Below are 14433 nucleotides of genomic sequence, written 5' to 3'. Positions count from 1 at the left end.
GTCATTTGAATTAGCCAGCCTAACATAAAGCGATACCGTGACCGAACGCCCCGCTTGTTCGGCCCAAGTTCAGCAGCAGGCAATGTGGCTAAGCAGCCGAGGATGGACGCAGTAAATCACGTCACAAAGGGCATGATATCGATGCCATCGCCTGGAAACACCGTGATATGCGGATGATCTTGAAACAGCTTGGCCGCAGCGTCCGCAGTTTTAGCTTCCACCACCAGATAGCCGCAAAACGGATTTTTGGCTTCCGCTATGCCCTGCTTCGTTACACGCGTTGTTTTCCCCACCATGCCGCCGCGATCAAGGATGATTGCACCATTGCGCTCTTCCCATGCCATCCATTGGGCTATTCCCTTGGCATCGACCGCGTCCTGTTCTGCTTTTGACAGGCGTCGAAAGGCTGCGAGGTCTTCCGGATTGATCGTATAAACAGCCAGGAATCTGGGCATTGGCGTTCCTCCCTTGGCAATGCACGTTGTCACATTAGCTTTGCTGCGCGGAAATTGACACCGCGTCGACCCTGGCCAGGCGATGGGCGTACCGGGTGGCATTGCATTGGGCGGTCTCCCGATCGAATGACAAGCCAACGATGACGGTAGGGTTTCCCGGTTCCGGCAAAGGCCGCTCGAGTTCCAGCCAAGGAGCCTACTGCCCCACGCGTCGCCGATAATTCCCCTCCCCTGGCCGGTCTTGCCGTGACGGTGCGATTATCTGTTCATAAACTGACGCCGTCAATTCGCGCACCGCGCGGCGTGGTAATCTTTTCGGAGATCATTCCACGCGCCAACATGAGAATTCAAACCGACGGGCACACGCCACCACATTCCTGGTTCAACAGGGCGTTTATGTCTGGTCTGACCGAAATTTCAAGCAGCATAGGTAACCGGGGCAAATCTGGTGGCACTGCCTGATCAGCTTTAGGCTTCTGGTGCTATTATTCAGATTAGGAGTCAAGAACAGTGATGCTTCAACCCCGACAGTTCCTGGTGGTTGCGGCTTCAGATTTCCAGTCAGAAACTGGGCATCGGCTAACTAAAATAGATCCGCTTATCTCACAACAATGAGGACGGACGATGAGCTACGTCCCGCTAACCATTTGATTTTAAACATGTGGAAGCCAAGTAGAAACGTCCGCTGCAGCGCAAAGTAGAATTGTCACTTGCGTGTTTATCGGCAGGTGCTGATCAGCCCTGATCTGAGCGGCTGATCAACGTGCAAGATCAGATCAGGGCGGGTGTGACGCCTCTTCGATTTTAACGTTGAAACCATGTGACCGGCGCATCACTGCGCAGCTTGCTGCTGCAATAGTGCCTTTTCACGCCGCGCAATGACATCAGGATCGTTTATGTAATCCGTGCGTTTTCCAGGCTTCCGACCGGTCGGTTTATAGCCATGTTTCTCGCTGTTGGTCTTTACCGGCGGCACGGGCTTCTGGTCCTGCCTTTCCTTGATATAGGTGAGAACCTCACCAAGCCGTTTGTTATCTACAATGGTTGCCTGCGTCATGCGTTGGTCTTTGTCGAACACACTATGGGACAATGAATGTCCCTTCCATCTGATATCGAGGCGACCGTCGGCATAGGTGCTGTGCAACAAATAATGGGCGGTAACGCCCTTGAATAGGATCGCCGCAGCATCGTCGACGCTTAGGAGATCGGGCAGGCGGACGAGACGCTCAACCGGATAAAGTCGTCCGCTGGCGTAGCCGCCGATCGGTTCGAGAATATAGACGACGCGATCTCCGACCGCGACATTGACGACGTCCGGTCCAATAGCGGCCACACGGCCGGCCGCTTCTAGACCCAGACCGCTTGGCAGTGCGATGGGAACGGAACCGTTGCGTTGGGTCACGTCGAGGTAGTTGACGCCGATGGCCTCCTGTTCGATCCATACCTCCCCCTGACCGGGTTGCGCCTCGGCGACGGACTCGACACCTTGAAAACATCCGCGCCACCGGTCTGCGTTAAGCGGATTGCGATACCCATTGTGACTCCTTAGCAATGATGGGACGGAACTGTCCTGAGTGCGGTGATCGCCTGGCCTGAAAAAATGAGTTCAGGTGGACGCCTCGGCCGTCTCTGACATCGTCACCCAGTTTTGCACGCTGGGACGCTCCTGCATCCTTTCGTGCCAAGCCTGAAGAGCCTCGTACTCTGCAGGAACAGGCAGTTCCACGAGCTTCGCAAAGATCAAGCCGCCGATGACCGTGATGTCGGCCATTGAGAAGGCTTCACCGGCGACGAACGGCTGCTTTTTCAGAACGCCATCGAAGTAGTGCATGCCTCTTATGGCTTTATCGCGCTGACGAAACCCCCACTCGGCGTTCTGATAGACCTCGACGTCGGGCCCGAGCCCTGGTGTGGCGTGGTGAAAATAGACACTGATGGCGTCGAGCAGCTCCAACTCGGCGCGCTTGCTCATCATGTGGATCACGCCCTTCTCGCGCGGCGTCCTGCCGGTGAGCGTCGGAGCGCCATCAAGCGCGTCGAGGTATTCGGTAATGGCTGTGCATTCGGCAATGAACGTTCCGTCTTCCAGTTCCAGGACCGGCAGCGTGCCTGAGTAGTTCTTGGCGAGAAATTCGGGCTTCTTATGTTCGCCTTTCCAGAGATCGACCGACTCGAACCAAACTTGCGATTGCAGGTTTTTCTCGGCCAAGGCGATACGGACGCGGGCCGGATAAGGGCCAGTATGCCAATCGTAAATCTTCATCATGCTTTCCCTTTTCTACCTGCCACATGGTAGACAAAATTAGAACTTTAAATTTCCTCGGTCAAGACCTATCTGTCACTTGGTAGGTTTGTAAAAACGGTGAGGTAGAGAAATGAGTTCAAGCTCTCGGGAGGCCATCCTTGCGGCCGCCAGACGGACAGCACAGGCGCATGGCTACAACGGCTTAAATTTCCGCGAGCTCGCGGACGAAGTGGGCATCAAAGCCGCAAGCATCCACTACCACTTCCCAAGCAAGGCGGACCTCGGCACTGCGGTGGCGAAGCGCTATTGGGAGGACTCAGCAGCCGTTCTGGAGGCACTATTGGCCGGATCCACGGACCCGATCTGTTGGCTGCGCGAATACCCAAATACTTTTCGTAAGGCTTTGGAGAATGAGAATCGCATCTGCCTTTGCAGTTTCATGGCTGCCGAATATGACGACCTGCCGGAAACGGTGAAAAAAGAGGTCCTGGCCTTTACCGATGTCAACGTGGCTTGGCTGAGCAGGGTTCTATCCGCCGCGACAGCAATGAGTTCGGAGGAAAGCGAAGCGCGGTCTCGCGCCATATTCGCGGCCGTCGCCGGTGCGCAGCTTATGGCCAGAAGCCGTTCGGATATCGCGGTGTTTGATGCGTTGATCGATAGTTACCGCGCGGCTGGCCTACTGCCGGCTTAGGATCGCGACGTATTTACGAGCCGAGGCACGGGGTATATGGAACGTGCGCCGGAAGCTTTGAAGCCCATTGTTGTCAGAGAGCCTCCCCGACCGCTCGGTCGACGGCACGCTACCGCGCGACAAGTCGAGGATTATTGATCCGGCACCTCGATATTTCTACGCCGCATATTTGCAGCGGGGATCGTTGAAGAAGGCTTTGACCCTGTCGGGATTGGCGGCGAGCTTGATCATGTGGCTTTCCGTTGCAGCCTTGAGTTTGGCTTTGGTCCTTACGGAGACAGTCGAGCCGATGGCGTGTTTGAGATCCGCATTGAGGCGCTCATCGGGGTTCAATTCCGGCGAATAGCTCGGCAGATAGAAGATTTCGATCTGGTCCTTGTGCGTCTCAAGTCATGCTTTCAGCAACTTCGAGTGATGCGCCCGTAGATTGTCGAGGATGAGAAAGATCTTGCGATCCGCATCTTTGATGAGTACTTCAAGGAACTCGATCAGCCGGTCTGCACCAAAATTTTCTTCAATAATCATCCAGCGGGCTTTGCCCTGATCGGCATCCGTCGTCGGTGTGATAATGAACCTTGCTATCTGTTTCGCTATGCATGTCCTGTTTCAGGAAGTCGGCAGACATCAGTTGGGTTTGATCAATATCTGGATACCAGTTTGGCAGAGGCTGAATATGCCAGCGCTTGCATTGACTATTGCGAACCTCATCACGGCACTCGTACTTAGGACGAAAATGATCCCGCTGCTCTTGCTTAGTTCATCAGTCGGTATGTGCTGGTATCTCCTTGAGGCAACAAAAGCAGTAGGTAACTAGTCCTTTTGCCAGATTGGTGTTTTTTCATGCATCCAGCAAAATTGCAGAATGGCAAATATAGAACAGCAACAACAATTTTGGGACGATTGGAACGCTCGCACCCGCGAGCGTGAGCGTCCGGAAATATCGAACCGCCAAGCAGAAGTCGTGTTGGGTTGGCTTCGTGAACTCAAGCGAAAAGACCTGAATATATTGGAAGTGGGCTGCGGGTCGGGTTGGTTCTGCAACGAACTATCGCCTTTTGGCAAAGTTCACGGCACAGACCTTTCGGTCAACGTTCTTCAAAGATCCCAAAAGAAATGGCCCCATGTACAGTTTACAGCAGGAGACTTTTTCAATCTCCCATTTGAAAAAAATTCTTTCGACCTCGTCGTAACCTTGGAAGTCCTCGCCCATGTAGAAAATCAGCAACTATTCTTATGCAGAATATCCGAGCTTCTGAAAGAAGACGGTTTGCTATTTCTGGCGACCCAGAACCGCCACGTACTGGAAAACTATTGCAACCTCCCCCCACCAGGAAAAGGACAGGTCAGACGGTGGGTTGACCGTCATGAACTCAAGAAACTAGTCGAAGAAAAATTTTCAATTTGCGAACTCCGATCCGTTACGCCGATTGCTCATAAAGGTTTCCGCCGTGTACTAACGTCCAAAAAACTGAACACAGCAATTCGACCTTTAGTGGGACATTCACTGCGAAATTATCTCGAGAAGAATGACTGCGGATGGACCCTGATGGTTAGCGCAAGAAAAAATCGCTATTTGGCAGCAACTCTATCGTCTTCCGTTTAAGATTGCACAACCAGATTTGCCCTGTTGGCCATATGGTAGCTTCGATTTGAGGCTGAAATTTCCGGTAAAATTTCACAAACAGCTAAGGCCGATGCAGAAAGTATTGGTGTAAGCTGAAGCCTGATTATCTTGACGCTAACGGCTGGCTGGGCGAGCATCGCACTGGTTGGACTGCAGCTTCGATAGTGCCAGGCAGACACGCAGGTTATCGAGTGGATTTTTTCCGTTAACGACTGCGATTGCAGTCTTAAACGGAAAACGACAACTGCCATCGAATCTGTCCCGCTTACTCTATAATGTAACCAGGGCACATTGGTTGTAAGGCCTCTGATTTCGATTGGGAGTCAGGAATCGTGATGCTGGGATTGGAAAGTTTGCCGGCCAGAAACGGCTTTCCCAGCGATCGGGCGTGTTATTTCATAATCAGAACTGCCCTGAAATCGTTGACATTTGTTCCGGTAGGACCGGGCATGAACAGATCATCGATTGCGTCAAATGCCGTCCATGCATCATTGGCATTAAGCCGGGTCGCACCATCTTCGCCAGCCTTTTGCAGCCGTGAAACCGTTGTGCCGTCGGCAAAAGCTCCGGCATTATCTTCCGAACCGTCAATGCCATCGGTATCTGCTGCCAGCGCATGAATATTCGCATAGCCATCAATATCAAGCGCAAAGGACAGCAGAAACTCGCTGTTGCGGCCACCCTTACCGCCTTTGGCACGGATGGTCACGGTGGTTTCACCACCGGAAAGCAGCACAATCGGTTTTTTGAACGGGCGATCACGATCCGCCACTTCACGCGCGATTGCTGCATGAACATGCGCGACTTCGCGCGCCTCACCCTCCATTGAATCAGACAAGATCACCGCCTCGACGCCATGGCGCTCGGCTTCCTTGACTGCGGCCTCCAGTGAGACGGCTGCTGACGCAATCACCCGCACTTCATTATCGGCAAAGATCGTGTCGTCAGGCTTCGGCGCATGAGCCTTCTCGCTTTTGATATGCGCAAGCACTGCATCCGGCAGTTCAAGCTTATAGCGGTCGATGATTTTGAGCGCTTCATCGCGAGATGTTGCATCAGGCACAGTGGGGCCGGATGCGACAAAGGCAGGATTGTCACCGGGAATATCCGAAACCACCAGCGAGAAGACTTTGGCCGGATGTGCGTGCGCTGCCAGCCTCCCGCCCTTAATGGTCGAAAGATGTTTTCGCACGGCATTCATAGCCGAAATCGGCGCACCGGATGCCAGCAGCGCTTTGTTGACCGCAATCTCGTCGTCCAGTGTCAGGCCTTCGGGCGGCGATGGCAACAAGGCAGACCCTCCACCAGAGACAAGCGCCACCACGAGGTCGTCTTGCGTCAGGTTGGACACCGCATCGAACAGTCGTTTTGAGGCTGCAAGCCCGGCATCATCAGGCACCGGGTGCGATGCCTCTATGATCTCGATGGTTTTGCAAGGCGCACCATAGCCATAGCGCGTGACGACAATACCTTCGATTGGTGCGTCCTCACCCTCATGCCGCTCGGCCCATGCCCGCTCGAAAGCCGCCGCCATCTGCGCCGAGCCCTTACCCGCACCGATCACAATCGTCCGGCCCTTGGGCTTGGCAGGCAGATTGGCGCGGATCACCAGTTCAGGATCAGCAGCAGCAACCGCTGCATCGAACAAGGACTCCAGAAAGACACGCGGCTCTAATTTTGGCGTCATACTGTTTAGAAGACTCCCTATGAGACCACCAAAATATTGCTTGTATTCGGAGAATTGTGGTGGCGCCTTATACTGCGCGCCACACCGTAGCGTGATGCTATTTTGCAATACCGGATATCGACTTCAAAATGGAAGCTCCAAGTGTGTATTTTGGATCTACCATATTACCAAGCCGGACACGTCCTGCCTGTGTTAAAAGCATATAGGCATCTATTTCATCGAAACCGAAATCGGCCGCCATCCAGCGGATTAACTCCCTGTAAGCCTGCCGAGCCGCGTCTTCCATCGGGCGGGAAGAACCAACCGTCATATAGAATTTTTCATTCTCCAGACGCGGCGTACGAATAGTCCAGTTCTTGATCAAATCAACCTGAATGGTCGTCACTGTTGGATGTTCAACGGCCACACCGCAAAGTTCGCCATCACCTTGTGCGGCATGGCAATCACCAAGAAACAGATAGGCACCCTTGGTTTGCACGGGGAGGTAAATGACTGCGCCCGGTGCAACATCAGGCAAATCCATATTGCCACCATAATAATCCGGGACGAGAGCACTGATAGCTTCGATTTCCGGTGCAGTGCCAATTGTACCGATGAAAGGTTCATATGGCAGTGTGATACGATCGTTCCACTTGACGCCTTTTTCAGCATCGATGTGCAACTTCTTGACCACTTCCGGCAATGTTGGATTCAGCATCGCAGTATCTGCTGTCGGCACGAGACCGCCAAATTCGGGCATGATGACAGTGGTGCCCGACGGTTGCTCACCGCGCGGACGGATTTCTTTAATATATACCGCCAGAGTGTCGCCTTTCTCGGCACCCTCGACATAGATTGGTCCATTCTGTGGGTTCAGAAATGGAAAATTCAAAATCTCTGAAGGCTTGTCAGTTTCCTTCCGGATTTTTCCTTCAAATGCGTCGTGCGTCTCGGCAGAAATGACCGCGCCTGGCTCTACATGCAGAACAGGCTCAACATAGGAACCATAGACATACTGATATTTGCCCTGCACTTCCTCACTGATGTGATGGCTTTTTCCAGCGATACCTTTTGCAACGCCTTTGCGGACCATGATCGATTCATCAAACCAGGACATAGAAGTCTCCTTTAATAATTTTGGAATGGTGCGAGTTTCCGAGCTGCTCCCTGCCCGGAACAAACGAATATTGGGGTAGTCAAACAGAGAAATGCGAGACTGGCATCGTCACACCGCCAGATATCTGCGCACCGTGTCGCGATCTTCCAACATCTCGGCTGTGAGAGTTGCAACGATACGTCCCTTGTCCATGACGTAGCAGCGCTGGGCCATGGCGCGGATCATATCGATATTCTGCTCAACGAGAATGATAGACACTCCAGTTTTCTGGTTGAGTTCGACTGATAGCTTGGCGATGTCCATCACGATGTTTGGCTGAATTCCTTCCGACGGCTCGTCGAGAAGAATAAGAGATGGGCGTCCTATCAAAACACGACCAATTGCCAATTGTTGCTGCTGTCCGCCCGACATTGTGCCGGCACGTTGATGCCGTCTTTCTGCGAGAATTGGAAACCGGGCATAGATATCGTCGTAAAGCTCTTTACTGGCACCCGGTGTAATGGATTCACCAACAGCCAGATTTTCTTCAACCGTCATCCGGGGGAATACATCCCGACCCTGCGGAACATAGCCGATACCATGGCGTGCCCGCTTATGCGGAGGCAAATGCGTAAGCTCCTGCTCATTGAAACTTATGGATCCCCTGTCAGCTGGCAAAAGCCCGATAAGCGATTTCATAAGTGTCGACTTACCAACGCCGTTCCGACCGATGACGGCTACGATTTCGCCCTTGTACACATCGATATCGACGCCCTGCAGCACGGGCTTGCCACCATATCCAGCCCACAAACCGCGTGTTTGAAGTAGAATTTCCTTATGCATCGGCCTGCCCCAGATAAATTGCGGCGACCCGGTCATCCTTGACGATTTCCTCGATCGAGCCTTGCGCAAAGATTTTACCAAAATGCAGAACTGTAACCTGTTGTGCGATTTGCCGAACGAATGCCATGTCATGCTCAACGGCCAGCACGGTCACTCCCTGCGCATTCAATTGTTGAACCATTTCACCGGTGGCAAATGTTTCGTCCGGGGTCATGCCTGCCGTGGGCTCATCGAGCAGCAGCAGTTCCGGTTCAAGACTGATCGCCATACCGATCTCCAACCACTGCTTCTGGCCATGGCTGAGATTACCGGCAAGTTTTGTGGTGGAATCCTCAAGCTTCAGGAAACTTAAAAGACGTTCGATTTCGCGTTTGAGTTCTGAACCGCGATGCTTTCGTTGAACGGCTATTTCGAGGTTCTGGTAAACACTCAGCTCCTTGAATATCCCCGGCACCTGGAACTTCACACTGATACCGCGGTCGATCCGATCAAACGATTTCAGTCGCGTAATTGTCTCGCCTTTATAAAGAACATCTCCTTCGCTCGGCAGATATTCGCCGAGAATGAGTCGGAAAAGGGTACTTTTCCCCGCTCCATTGGGGCCAATCAAACAATGAATCTCCCCCTTCCTGAGTTGAAGGTTGACATCATTGGTTACATGCAGACCACCAAAGCGCTTATGCAGGTTGCGTGTTTCAAGAATATTCATGACGCTGACCTCTTCTGTTTGAAGAACAGAACACGCCCGACCAGATTAGCCAGCCCCAGCACAATACCTTGCGGCGCAAGGAGCACTGTGAACACAAGCAGAGCACCCATGACAATCAGTGCGTATTGAGCGCCATAAATTGTAAGTGCCTGAAATCCTGCGAGCACCAGAATTGTTCCAATCAGCGTCGCTGTGATGTCGCTGCGCCCACCAACTGCAACCCAGACAATCGGAAGTGCGGCGGCCGTAATGCTCATGCTTGATGGCGTAATATATTGACCCCACGCCGTATAAAGAACGCCCGAAAGACCAGCCAGCATTGAACCTATGATAAAGCCCCCCCACTGATAGAGGCGAACATCATAGCCCAGCATTTCAGCTCTTTGTGGGTTTTCGCGAATGGCAACGAGAACATTGCCAAATGGCGAGTTCAACAGAATCCGCAACCCCAGATAGACGATCAAGACGAGGCCAAGAACGACATAATAGAGTCCAATATCGGGATATAGAGCAATATCGCCACCAAACCACGGAATAGTAATTGGCGGCATACCGCTCATGCCGTTGAAACCGTTAAGGCGGGCTTTTCCGATCGCCCATTCCGGGCCTGCGGTCTGCGCCATGAAGCGTTCCAGAACCAGCGTTACCGAAAGGGTGACGATGCCCAGAAACACACCCGTTATCCGCCCATAGAACAGAAAATAGCCAATGACCGCAGCAAACAGACCAGCAAGAAGAATTGCCAGCACCAGCGCCACGAGGGTAAATCCGAAAGCATCACCGATATTGATCGTCAGAACGCCATAAGCGTAACCCGCAACGCCGAAGAATGCTGTTTGGCCAAACGACAAGGCACCACCATAGCCCCAGATGAGACTGAGCCCCATGGCCATGAATGTCCAGATCAGGAAATAGACGTTGTTTCCAATTGTGTATCCGTCAGAAAACATTGGATAAATGATCGCGAGCAGGACAACGGCTAAGAAGCCACTCCAGAAAACGGGGCCTTTCCCCTTGGTTTGCGGGCCTTCAAGATGCCCGAATAGCTTGAGTGCCATTAACCTTTTCCTTTGATGAAAAGCCCTGAAAGGCCATTTGGCAGCACACGAATAACGATGATTACAGCTACGAGCAGCCCAATCTGTCCGAACAACTGGCCATACATGGACGTAAGACTTGCCTTGACGACCGCGAGAATGGCCGCGGCCGGTGCCGTACCCAGAAAGACATCAGCGCCACCGACAACAACGGTTACGAATGACTCCACGATGAAGCTTGAGCCCATTGTCGGCACCAGGGTCATGGTGGGGGCATAAAGCCCGCCGGCGAGCCCTGCCAGACCAGCGCCCAGACCGAACGTGAGCGCATAAATATAGTTCGTGTTCACACCAAGCGTTTTGGCCATGTCGGGGACCTGAATAGTCGCGCGGGCAAGGATGCCGAAGCGGGTCTTGTTAAAGACAAGGTAGAGACCTGCGAGGATCGCCAGAGCAGCCAGCATCAGGACCATGCGGTAAATTGAGAAGGACAGAGCACCCAGAGTGAATGAGCCCAATGGCGTACCAATACCCTGCATCGTTGACCCCAGAAGAATGAGCGTTCCCTGTGTCGCAATCAGACTGATGCCCCATGTCGCCACGATCGTATCAAGCGGGCGTCCGTAGAGATGGCGAATTACAAGCCGCTCAAGCAGCATACCGATGAGACTGGCCACTAAAGCACCCGTGATTATCGCCAATGGCAATGGCAACCCGGCCTTTGTGGTCATTACGGTCACATAGGCACCGCACATGATGAACTCTCCATGCGCGAGATTGATGACCCCCATCATGCCGAAAATAATTGCCAGTCCGCACGCCGAGAGAACGAGAAACGCGAAAGCATCGCCAAACTGATAAAAGGCAGCGAAAAGAGAACCCAATAGCTCCATCATAATAATCCTTAATCGGGAGACATCTGGTCTACCGGCACGCACCAGGTGCGTGCCGGATCAGACCCTTACTGCTTCGAAGGTGGATTAGATGGTGTGTACTGTTCGCCCGCATTGCTTTTCGTCAGGTCGCAACCTGCCTCACCCAGCCAGTAAGGCTTCACATCGTTCCAGACTTTTGGGAAAGAAACGCTGTGGTCATCGCCCACTTTGGCCAGATAGATGGTGTGCGACATATGCTGGCTCTTGGGATCAAGGCAGGTTTTTCCAGACGGGCCATCAAAGCAAACATCACCTTCGGCGATTATCTTGCGCAAATCATCCCGCTTGGTTGAACCACCGGCACGCTCAACCATCTGCTTATAGAGGTTGACTGCAATATAGGAGTTGGCCGCTTCCTGATTGATATAAGGTTCATTCGGAAACTTGGCGTGAAAGCGTTCGATGAAGTCCTTGCTCGCAGGCGTATCAACTTCCTCGATATAGTTTGTCGTCACATGCATATTGGCAAGGCTAGGCGGCGTAAAACGCTTGTGCTCATAACCCTGTCCGACATTAACCGATGAAGCCATAGGCAATTTCAGATTGGCAGATGCAGCCTGTTCATAATAGGAGGCCTGCGCGGTTCCAACCAGCAAAGTCACAACCACATCGGGCTTAGCCGTCTGGATATTCTGAATGGTCTGCGAGAATTGCGACACACCGAGCGGGATGAATTCCTCACCCACCATCTCGCCACCATTCTCCTTGACGATATTGCGTACCCATTCAGCGGAAATCTGGCCGAAATTGTAATCTGCGGCGATGGTGTAAACCTTCTTGCCATAGGTTTCCATCATCCATGGAATGAGGGTCGAGAACTGCTGTTCCGGCACAGCACCCGTAATCACCATATTGGCATCACAGACACCGCCTTCATACTGATTGTTATAAAAGGCGAAGCCGTCAAACTGGCGCACGATCGGCCGGTAGGCCTCGCGGGAAGCCGATGAAAAGCCAGCGAAAATCACATCAACCTTATCGCGTTGCAGCGCGCGTCGTGTAAATTCCTGAAAGCGCGTATTGTCCGACTGGGTGTCATAGATGACCAGCTCAATCGGGCGCCCTGCAATACCACCTTTGGCATTGATTTCTTCGGTCGCGAGCTGAATTGCATGGACCTTGCCGATAACAGGCACGACAAATTCGCCAGATTGATCTTCCAGAACACCAATCTTAATCGGCTCCTGAGCAAGTGCTGCACCAGAAAAAAGCGCAAGTGTTCCCGTTACCGCAAAAGCTGCGGTTTTCTTGACAATAGACATTTTTTATTCTCCTCGGAGGTTAGTTCGCGATCGTTGACCTTTGAGTGGTTTCTGTTTCGCGGTCGTCCACCTTCACCAGTTCGCTGATGAAGTATTCTGCGTATGTTTCAACATTCATTCGCGATTTCATGCTTTCCTTGCGAAGAAGGTTGTAGGCCTCGTCATCACAGACATTGTGACGACGCATAATCTCGACAATTGCCTTGATCAGACTACGGCGCTGCTGGCGGCGCATTTCATGGAGAGCAATTGTGGTCTCCATCTGCTGTCGCTGCTGGTAAGAGTTGATGCCAAGAACAATTGCGGAATAGACGATTGATCCATAAACGGGTTTGCGCAGAAAGGCCGTCGCACCTGACTGCACAAGCCCTTTCAAGCGACTTGGAGCTTCGACACCAACCAGGCCGATAATCGGAACACATGCCAACCCGCTGACCGGACTGACAGGAAGCGAAAGTGGGTTATCGAGATCGCCATCCACAAACAACACGTCACGACCGGCATTGAGATCAGATTCCAACAGTTCTGCACTGTCCGCTTTGAGCGGTACATAGGACGCACTCAGACCCAGTTTTGGGAGGGTCGAATCTAAAGCGCCAATTGCTCTGAAATCACGCGAAACAATGATCCCACGGCGGTTTTTGAAATTCTGTATGAAGCGGCTGCTCATTGTACAACCCTCAAATTAGCCTGACCAATTGAGGTTATAGCAAGGCTATCTGCGGATACGAGATAGGGGTCGGGTCGCACAGGCCCTGGCGCCTCGATCAGCACTTCAAATTCCGCATCCCGGGTCGATAGTCCAATCCGCGGCGTCAGATAGGCATGATATGTTTCGGGGTCTATTGTGACCAGTCCCTGCGGTGCCTGTAACTGCATTCCGGCAACAGCGTTTCTAACCAGTATGGGATCGATGGAATTAGCCGCAGCAATAGCCTTTCCGAGCATGATGGTGGCGATATAGGCGGCTTCACCTTCTGCGGCAGGAGGCGGCCCGTCAGGAAAAGCCTGATTATATTCAGTCACAAAACAACAGTTTTCAGGATTGGTAAGGGTCGAGAAATAGACGGACGAGCTGATATGTCCATTTCTGCACTCGGGCATTATTTCGGTAAGATCGGGTTCAGAAAGATTGCAACTCGCTATTGGGAAGCGTTCAGTCTGATTGATACCGCGTGCCTCACATGCCTGTCGAAACTGCTCGAAAAAGGCGTATGAAGAGTCGCCGATCAAAGCATTGAATATGAAATCCGGCCGCTCTTCAAAGATGGTTTCGATGATCTTCCGAAAGTCCGTCTCGCCAACACCGAGATAACGCTCAGCCAGAACACGCCCCTTGCGCACATGGATATATTCACGCAGGACACGGATGCTTTCCCAACCCCAAATATAGTTGGAGCCAACACAAAAGGCTTTGCGACCATATCGGGTTAGGAGGTAGTCCATCAATGGTGACATATGATGGTTCGGCGAGGCACCCGTATAGATTACGTTTGGAGAGCTTTCAAAGCCTTCATAGTGGGATGGATGCCATAGCTGCGCATCATACTTTTCAAAAAGTGGAATAACTTCCTTGCGGCTGGATGACGTATAGCACCCCACGACATGACGATAACCGGCGTCGATCATCTTTTTGGTCGCGACCGAGTATTCTTCCAGATCACCACCGGGGTTGTAATGCACCGGCTCCAGAGTAACTCTCAGATCATTGTCGGCATTTATCTGCGCACATGCCAGCAAGGTTCCGTTCAAGATCGCACGTCCAACTGCTGCATAAGCGCCAGTTGTTGAAATCAATATGCCGATCTTGCAGGTCAGCTCACCCATTCCACCTCACAAACGACAAAAATCCCGCCAACACGATGTG

Annotated in this window: 13 protein-coding genes and 3 pseudogenes; 2 read left to right on the top strand and 14 right to left on the bottom strand. The window is 52.4% G+C overall.

Annotated features, from left to right (window positions below; all coding sequences use genetic code 11):
* Positions 1-116: 116 nt before the first annotated feature.
* From ACSME1_RS21885 to ACSME1_RS21870, 4 genes and pseudogenes are all read right to left on the bottom strand, one after another.
* Positions 117-455, bottom strand: coding sequence for a hypothetical protein (locus tag ACSME1_RS21885; protein ID WP_105707787.1), 339 nt, complete (start codon positions 453-455; stop codon positions 117-119).
* Positions 456-1287: 832 nt separating this feature from the next.
* A pseudogene (locus ACSME1_RS21880) lies at positions 1288-1590 on the bottom strand (ISNCY family transposase); the annotation flags it as partial.
* Positions 1591-1746: 156 nt separating this feature from the next.
* Positions 1747-2007: pseudogene (locus tag ACSME1_RS21875) on the bottom strand (alcohol dehydrogenase catalytic domain-containing protein); the annotation flags it as partial.
* Between the two features lie 54 nt (positions 2008-2061).
* Positions 2062-2718, bottom strand: coding sequence for a glutathione S-transferase (locus ACSME1_RS21870; RefSeq protein ID WP_105707786.1), 657 nt, complete (start codon positions 2716-2718; stop codon positions 2062-2064).
* A gap of 112 nt (positions 2719-2830) precedes the next feature.
* Between ACSME1_RS21870 and ACSME1_RS21865 the strand changes: the two genes are divergently transcribed.
* A complete protein-coding gene (locus ACSME1_RS21865) occupies positions 2831-3394 on the top strand; it encodes a TetR/AcrR family transcriptional regulator (protein ID WP_105707784.1) in 564 nt (187 codons plus the stop codon).
* A 156-nt stretch (positions 3395-3550) separates the two neighbouring features.
* Here the strand turns inward: ACSME1_RS21865 and ACSME1_RS21860 are convergent.
* A pseudogene (locus ACSME1_RS21860) lies at positions 3551-3949 on the bottom strand (transposase); the annotation flags it as partial.
* A 307-nt stretch (positions 3950-4256) separates the two neighbouring features.
* Between ACSME1_RS21860 and ACSME1_RS21855 the strand changes: the two are divergent.
* Positions 4257-4997 (top strand): class I SAM-dependent methyltransferase, encoded by a 741-nt coding sequence (locus ACSME1_RS21855; RefSeq protein WP_105707778.1) that lies wholly within the window; start codon positions 4257-4259, stop codon positions 4995-4997.
* A 412-nt stretch (positions 4998-5409) separates the two neighbouring features.
* Here the strand turns inward: ACSME1_RS21855 and ACSME1_RS21850 are convergent, their stop codons facing one another.
* The 9 genes from ACSME1_RS21850 to ACSME1_RS21810 form a co-directional block, all read right to left on the bottom strand.
* Entirely contained in the window at positions 5410-6705 is a 1296-nt protein-coding gene (locus ACSME1_RS21850) for a glycerate kinase type-2 family protein (RefSeq protein ID WP_435655503.1), read from the bottom strand.
* A gap of 97 nt (positions 6706-6802) precedes the next feature.
* Positions 6803-7801, bottom strand: a complete 999-nt coding sequence (locus tag ACSME1_RS21845) for an acetamidase/formamidase family protein (protein ID WP_105707774.1) — start codon at positions 7799-7801, stop codon at positions 6803-6805.
* Between the two features lie 108 nt (positions 7802-7909).
* Positions 7910-8623: an urea ABC transporter ATP-binding subunit UrtE gene (gene urtE, locus ACSME1_RS21840; protein ID WP_105707773.1), complete on the bottom strand. Its 714-nt coding sequence runs from the start codon at positions 8621-8623 to the stop codon at positions 7910-7912.
* Complete coding sequence (locus tag ACSME1_RS21835) at positions 8616-9332, bottom strand: ABC transporter ATP-binding protein (RefSeq protein ID WP_105707771.1); 717 nt, start codon at positions 9330-9332, stop codon at positions 8616-8618. The genes urtE and ACSME1_RS21835 overlap by 8 nt, the downstream gene beginning before the upstream one ends.
* Positions 9329-10390, bottom strand: a complete 1062-nt coding sequence (locus ACSME1_RS21830) for an ABC transporter permease subunit (protein ID WP_105707769.1) — start codon at positions 10388-10390, stop codon at positions 9329-9331. The genes ACSME1_RS21835 and ACSME1_RS21830 overlap by 4 nt, the downstream gene beginning before the upstream one ends.
* Positions 10390-11262, bottom strand: coding sequence for an ABC transporter permease subunit (locus ACSME1_RS21825; RefSeq protein WP_435655794.1), 873 nt, complete (start codon positions 11260-11262; stop codon positions 10390-10392). Before ACSME1_RS21825 ends, ACSME1_RS21830 begins: the two co-directional genes overlap by 1 nt.
* A 68-nt stretch (positions 11263-11330) precedes the next feature.
* Complete coding sequence (locus tag ACSME1_RS21820) at positions 11331-12566, bottom strand: urea ABC transporter substrate-binding protein (RefSeq protein WP_435655502.1); 1236 nt, start codon at positions 12564-12566, stop codon at positions 11331-11333.
* 19 nt (positions 12567-12585) lie between these two features.
* Positions 12586-13236, bottom strand: coding sequence for an ANTAR domain-containing response regulator (locus ACSME1_RS21815; RefSeq protein WP_435655501.1), 651 nt, complete (start codon positions 13234-13236; stop codon positions 12586-12588).
* Positions 13233-14393, bottom strand: coding sequence for a transporter substrate-binding domain-containing protein (locus tag ACSME1_RS21810; protein WP_435655500.1), 1161 nt, complete (start codon positions 14391-14393; stop codon positions 13233-13235). Before ACSME1_RS21810 ends, ACSME1_RS21815 begins: the two co-directional genes overlap by 4 nt.
* Positions 14394-14433: the final 40 nt, after the last annotated feature.

Source organism: Brucella pituitosa, assembly GCF_965577835.1.
GTDB classification, from domain to species: domain Bacteria; phylum Pseudomonadota; class Alphaproteobacteria; order Rhizobiales; family Rhizobiaceae; genus Brucella; species Brucella pituitosa.
Note: the sequence above shows the minus strand (reverse complement) of the source record. Positions and strands in the feature narration are given on the sequence as shown.

Bases quoted from the DNA above. Each gene is read 5' to 3' on its own strand.
- ACSME1_RS21885 (WP_105707787.1), bottom strand. From the start codon at position 455: ATGCCCAGATTCCTGGCTGTTTATACGATCAATCCGGAAGACCTCGCA.
- ACSME1_RS21870 (WP_105707786.1), bottom strand. From the start codon at position 2,718: ATGAAGATTTACGATTGGCATACTGGCCCTTATCCGGCCCGCGTCCGT.
- ACSME1_RS21865 (WP_105707784.1), top strand. From the start codon at position 2,831: ATGAGTTCAAGCTCTCGGGAGGCCATCCTTGCGGCCGCCAGACGGACA.
- ACSME1_RS21855 (WP_105707778.1), top strand. From the start codon at position 4,257: ATGGCAAATATAGAACAGCAACAACAATTTTGGGACGATTGGAACGCT.
- ACSME1_RS21850 (WP_435655503.1), bottom strand. From the start codon at position 6,705: ATGACGCCAAAATTAGAGCCGCGTGTCTTTCTGGAGTCCTTGTTCGAT.
- ACSME1_RS21845 (WP_105707774.1), bottom strand. From the start codon at position 7,801: ATGTCCTGGTTTGATGAATCGATCATGGTCCGCAAAGGCGTTGCAAAA.
- urtE (WP_105707773.1), bottom strand. From the start codon at position 8,623: ATGCATAAGGAAATTCTACTTCAAACACGCGGTTTGTGGGCTGGATAT.
- ACSME1_RS21835 (WP_105707771.1), bottom strand. From the start codon at position 9,332: ATGAATATTCTTGAAACACGCAACCTGCATAAGCGCTTTGGTGGTCTG.
- ACSME1_RS21830 (WP_105707769.1), bottom strand. From the start codon at position 10,390: ATGGCACTCAAGCTATTCGGGCATCTTGAAGGCCCGCAAACCAAGGGG.
- ACSME1_RS21825 (WP_435655794.1), bottom strand. From the start codon at position 11,262: ATGGAGCTATTGGGTTCTCTTTTCGCTGCCTTTTATCAGTTTGGCGAT.
- ACSME1_RS21820 (WP_435655502.1), bottom strand. From the start codon at position 12,566: ATGTCTATTGTCAAGAAAACCGCAGCTTTTGCGGTAACGGGAACACTT.
- ACSME1_RS21815 (WP_435655501.1), bottom strand. From the start codon at position 13,236: ATGAGCAGCCGCTTCATACAGAATTTCAAAAACCGCCGTGGGATCATT.
- ACSME1_RS21810 (WP_435655500.1), bottom strand. From the start codon at position 14,393: ATGGGTGAGCTGACCTGCAAGATCGGCATATTGATTTCAACAACTGGC.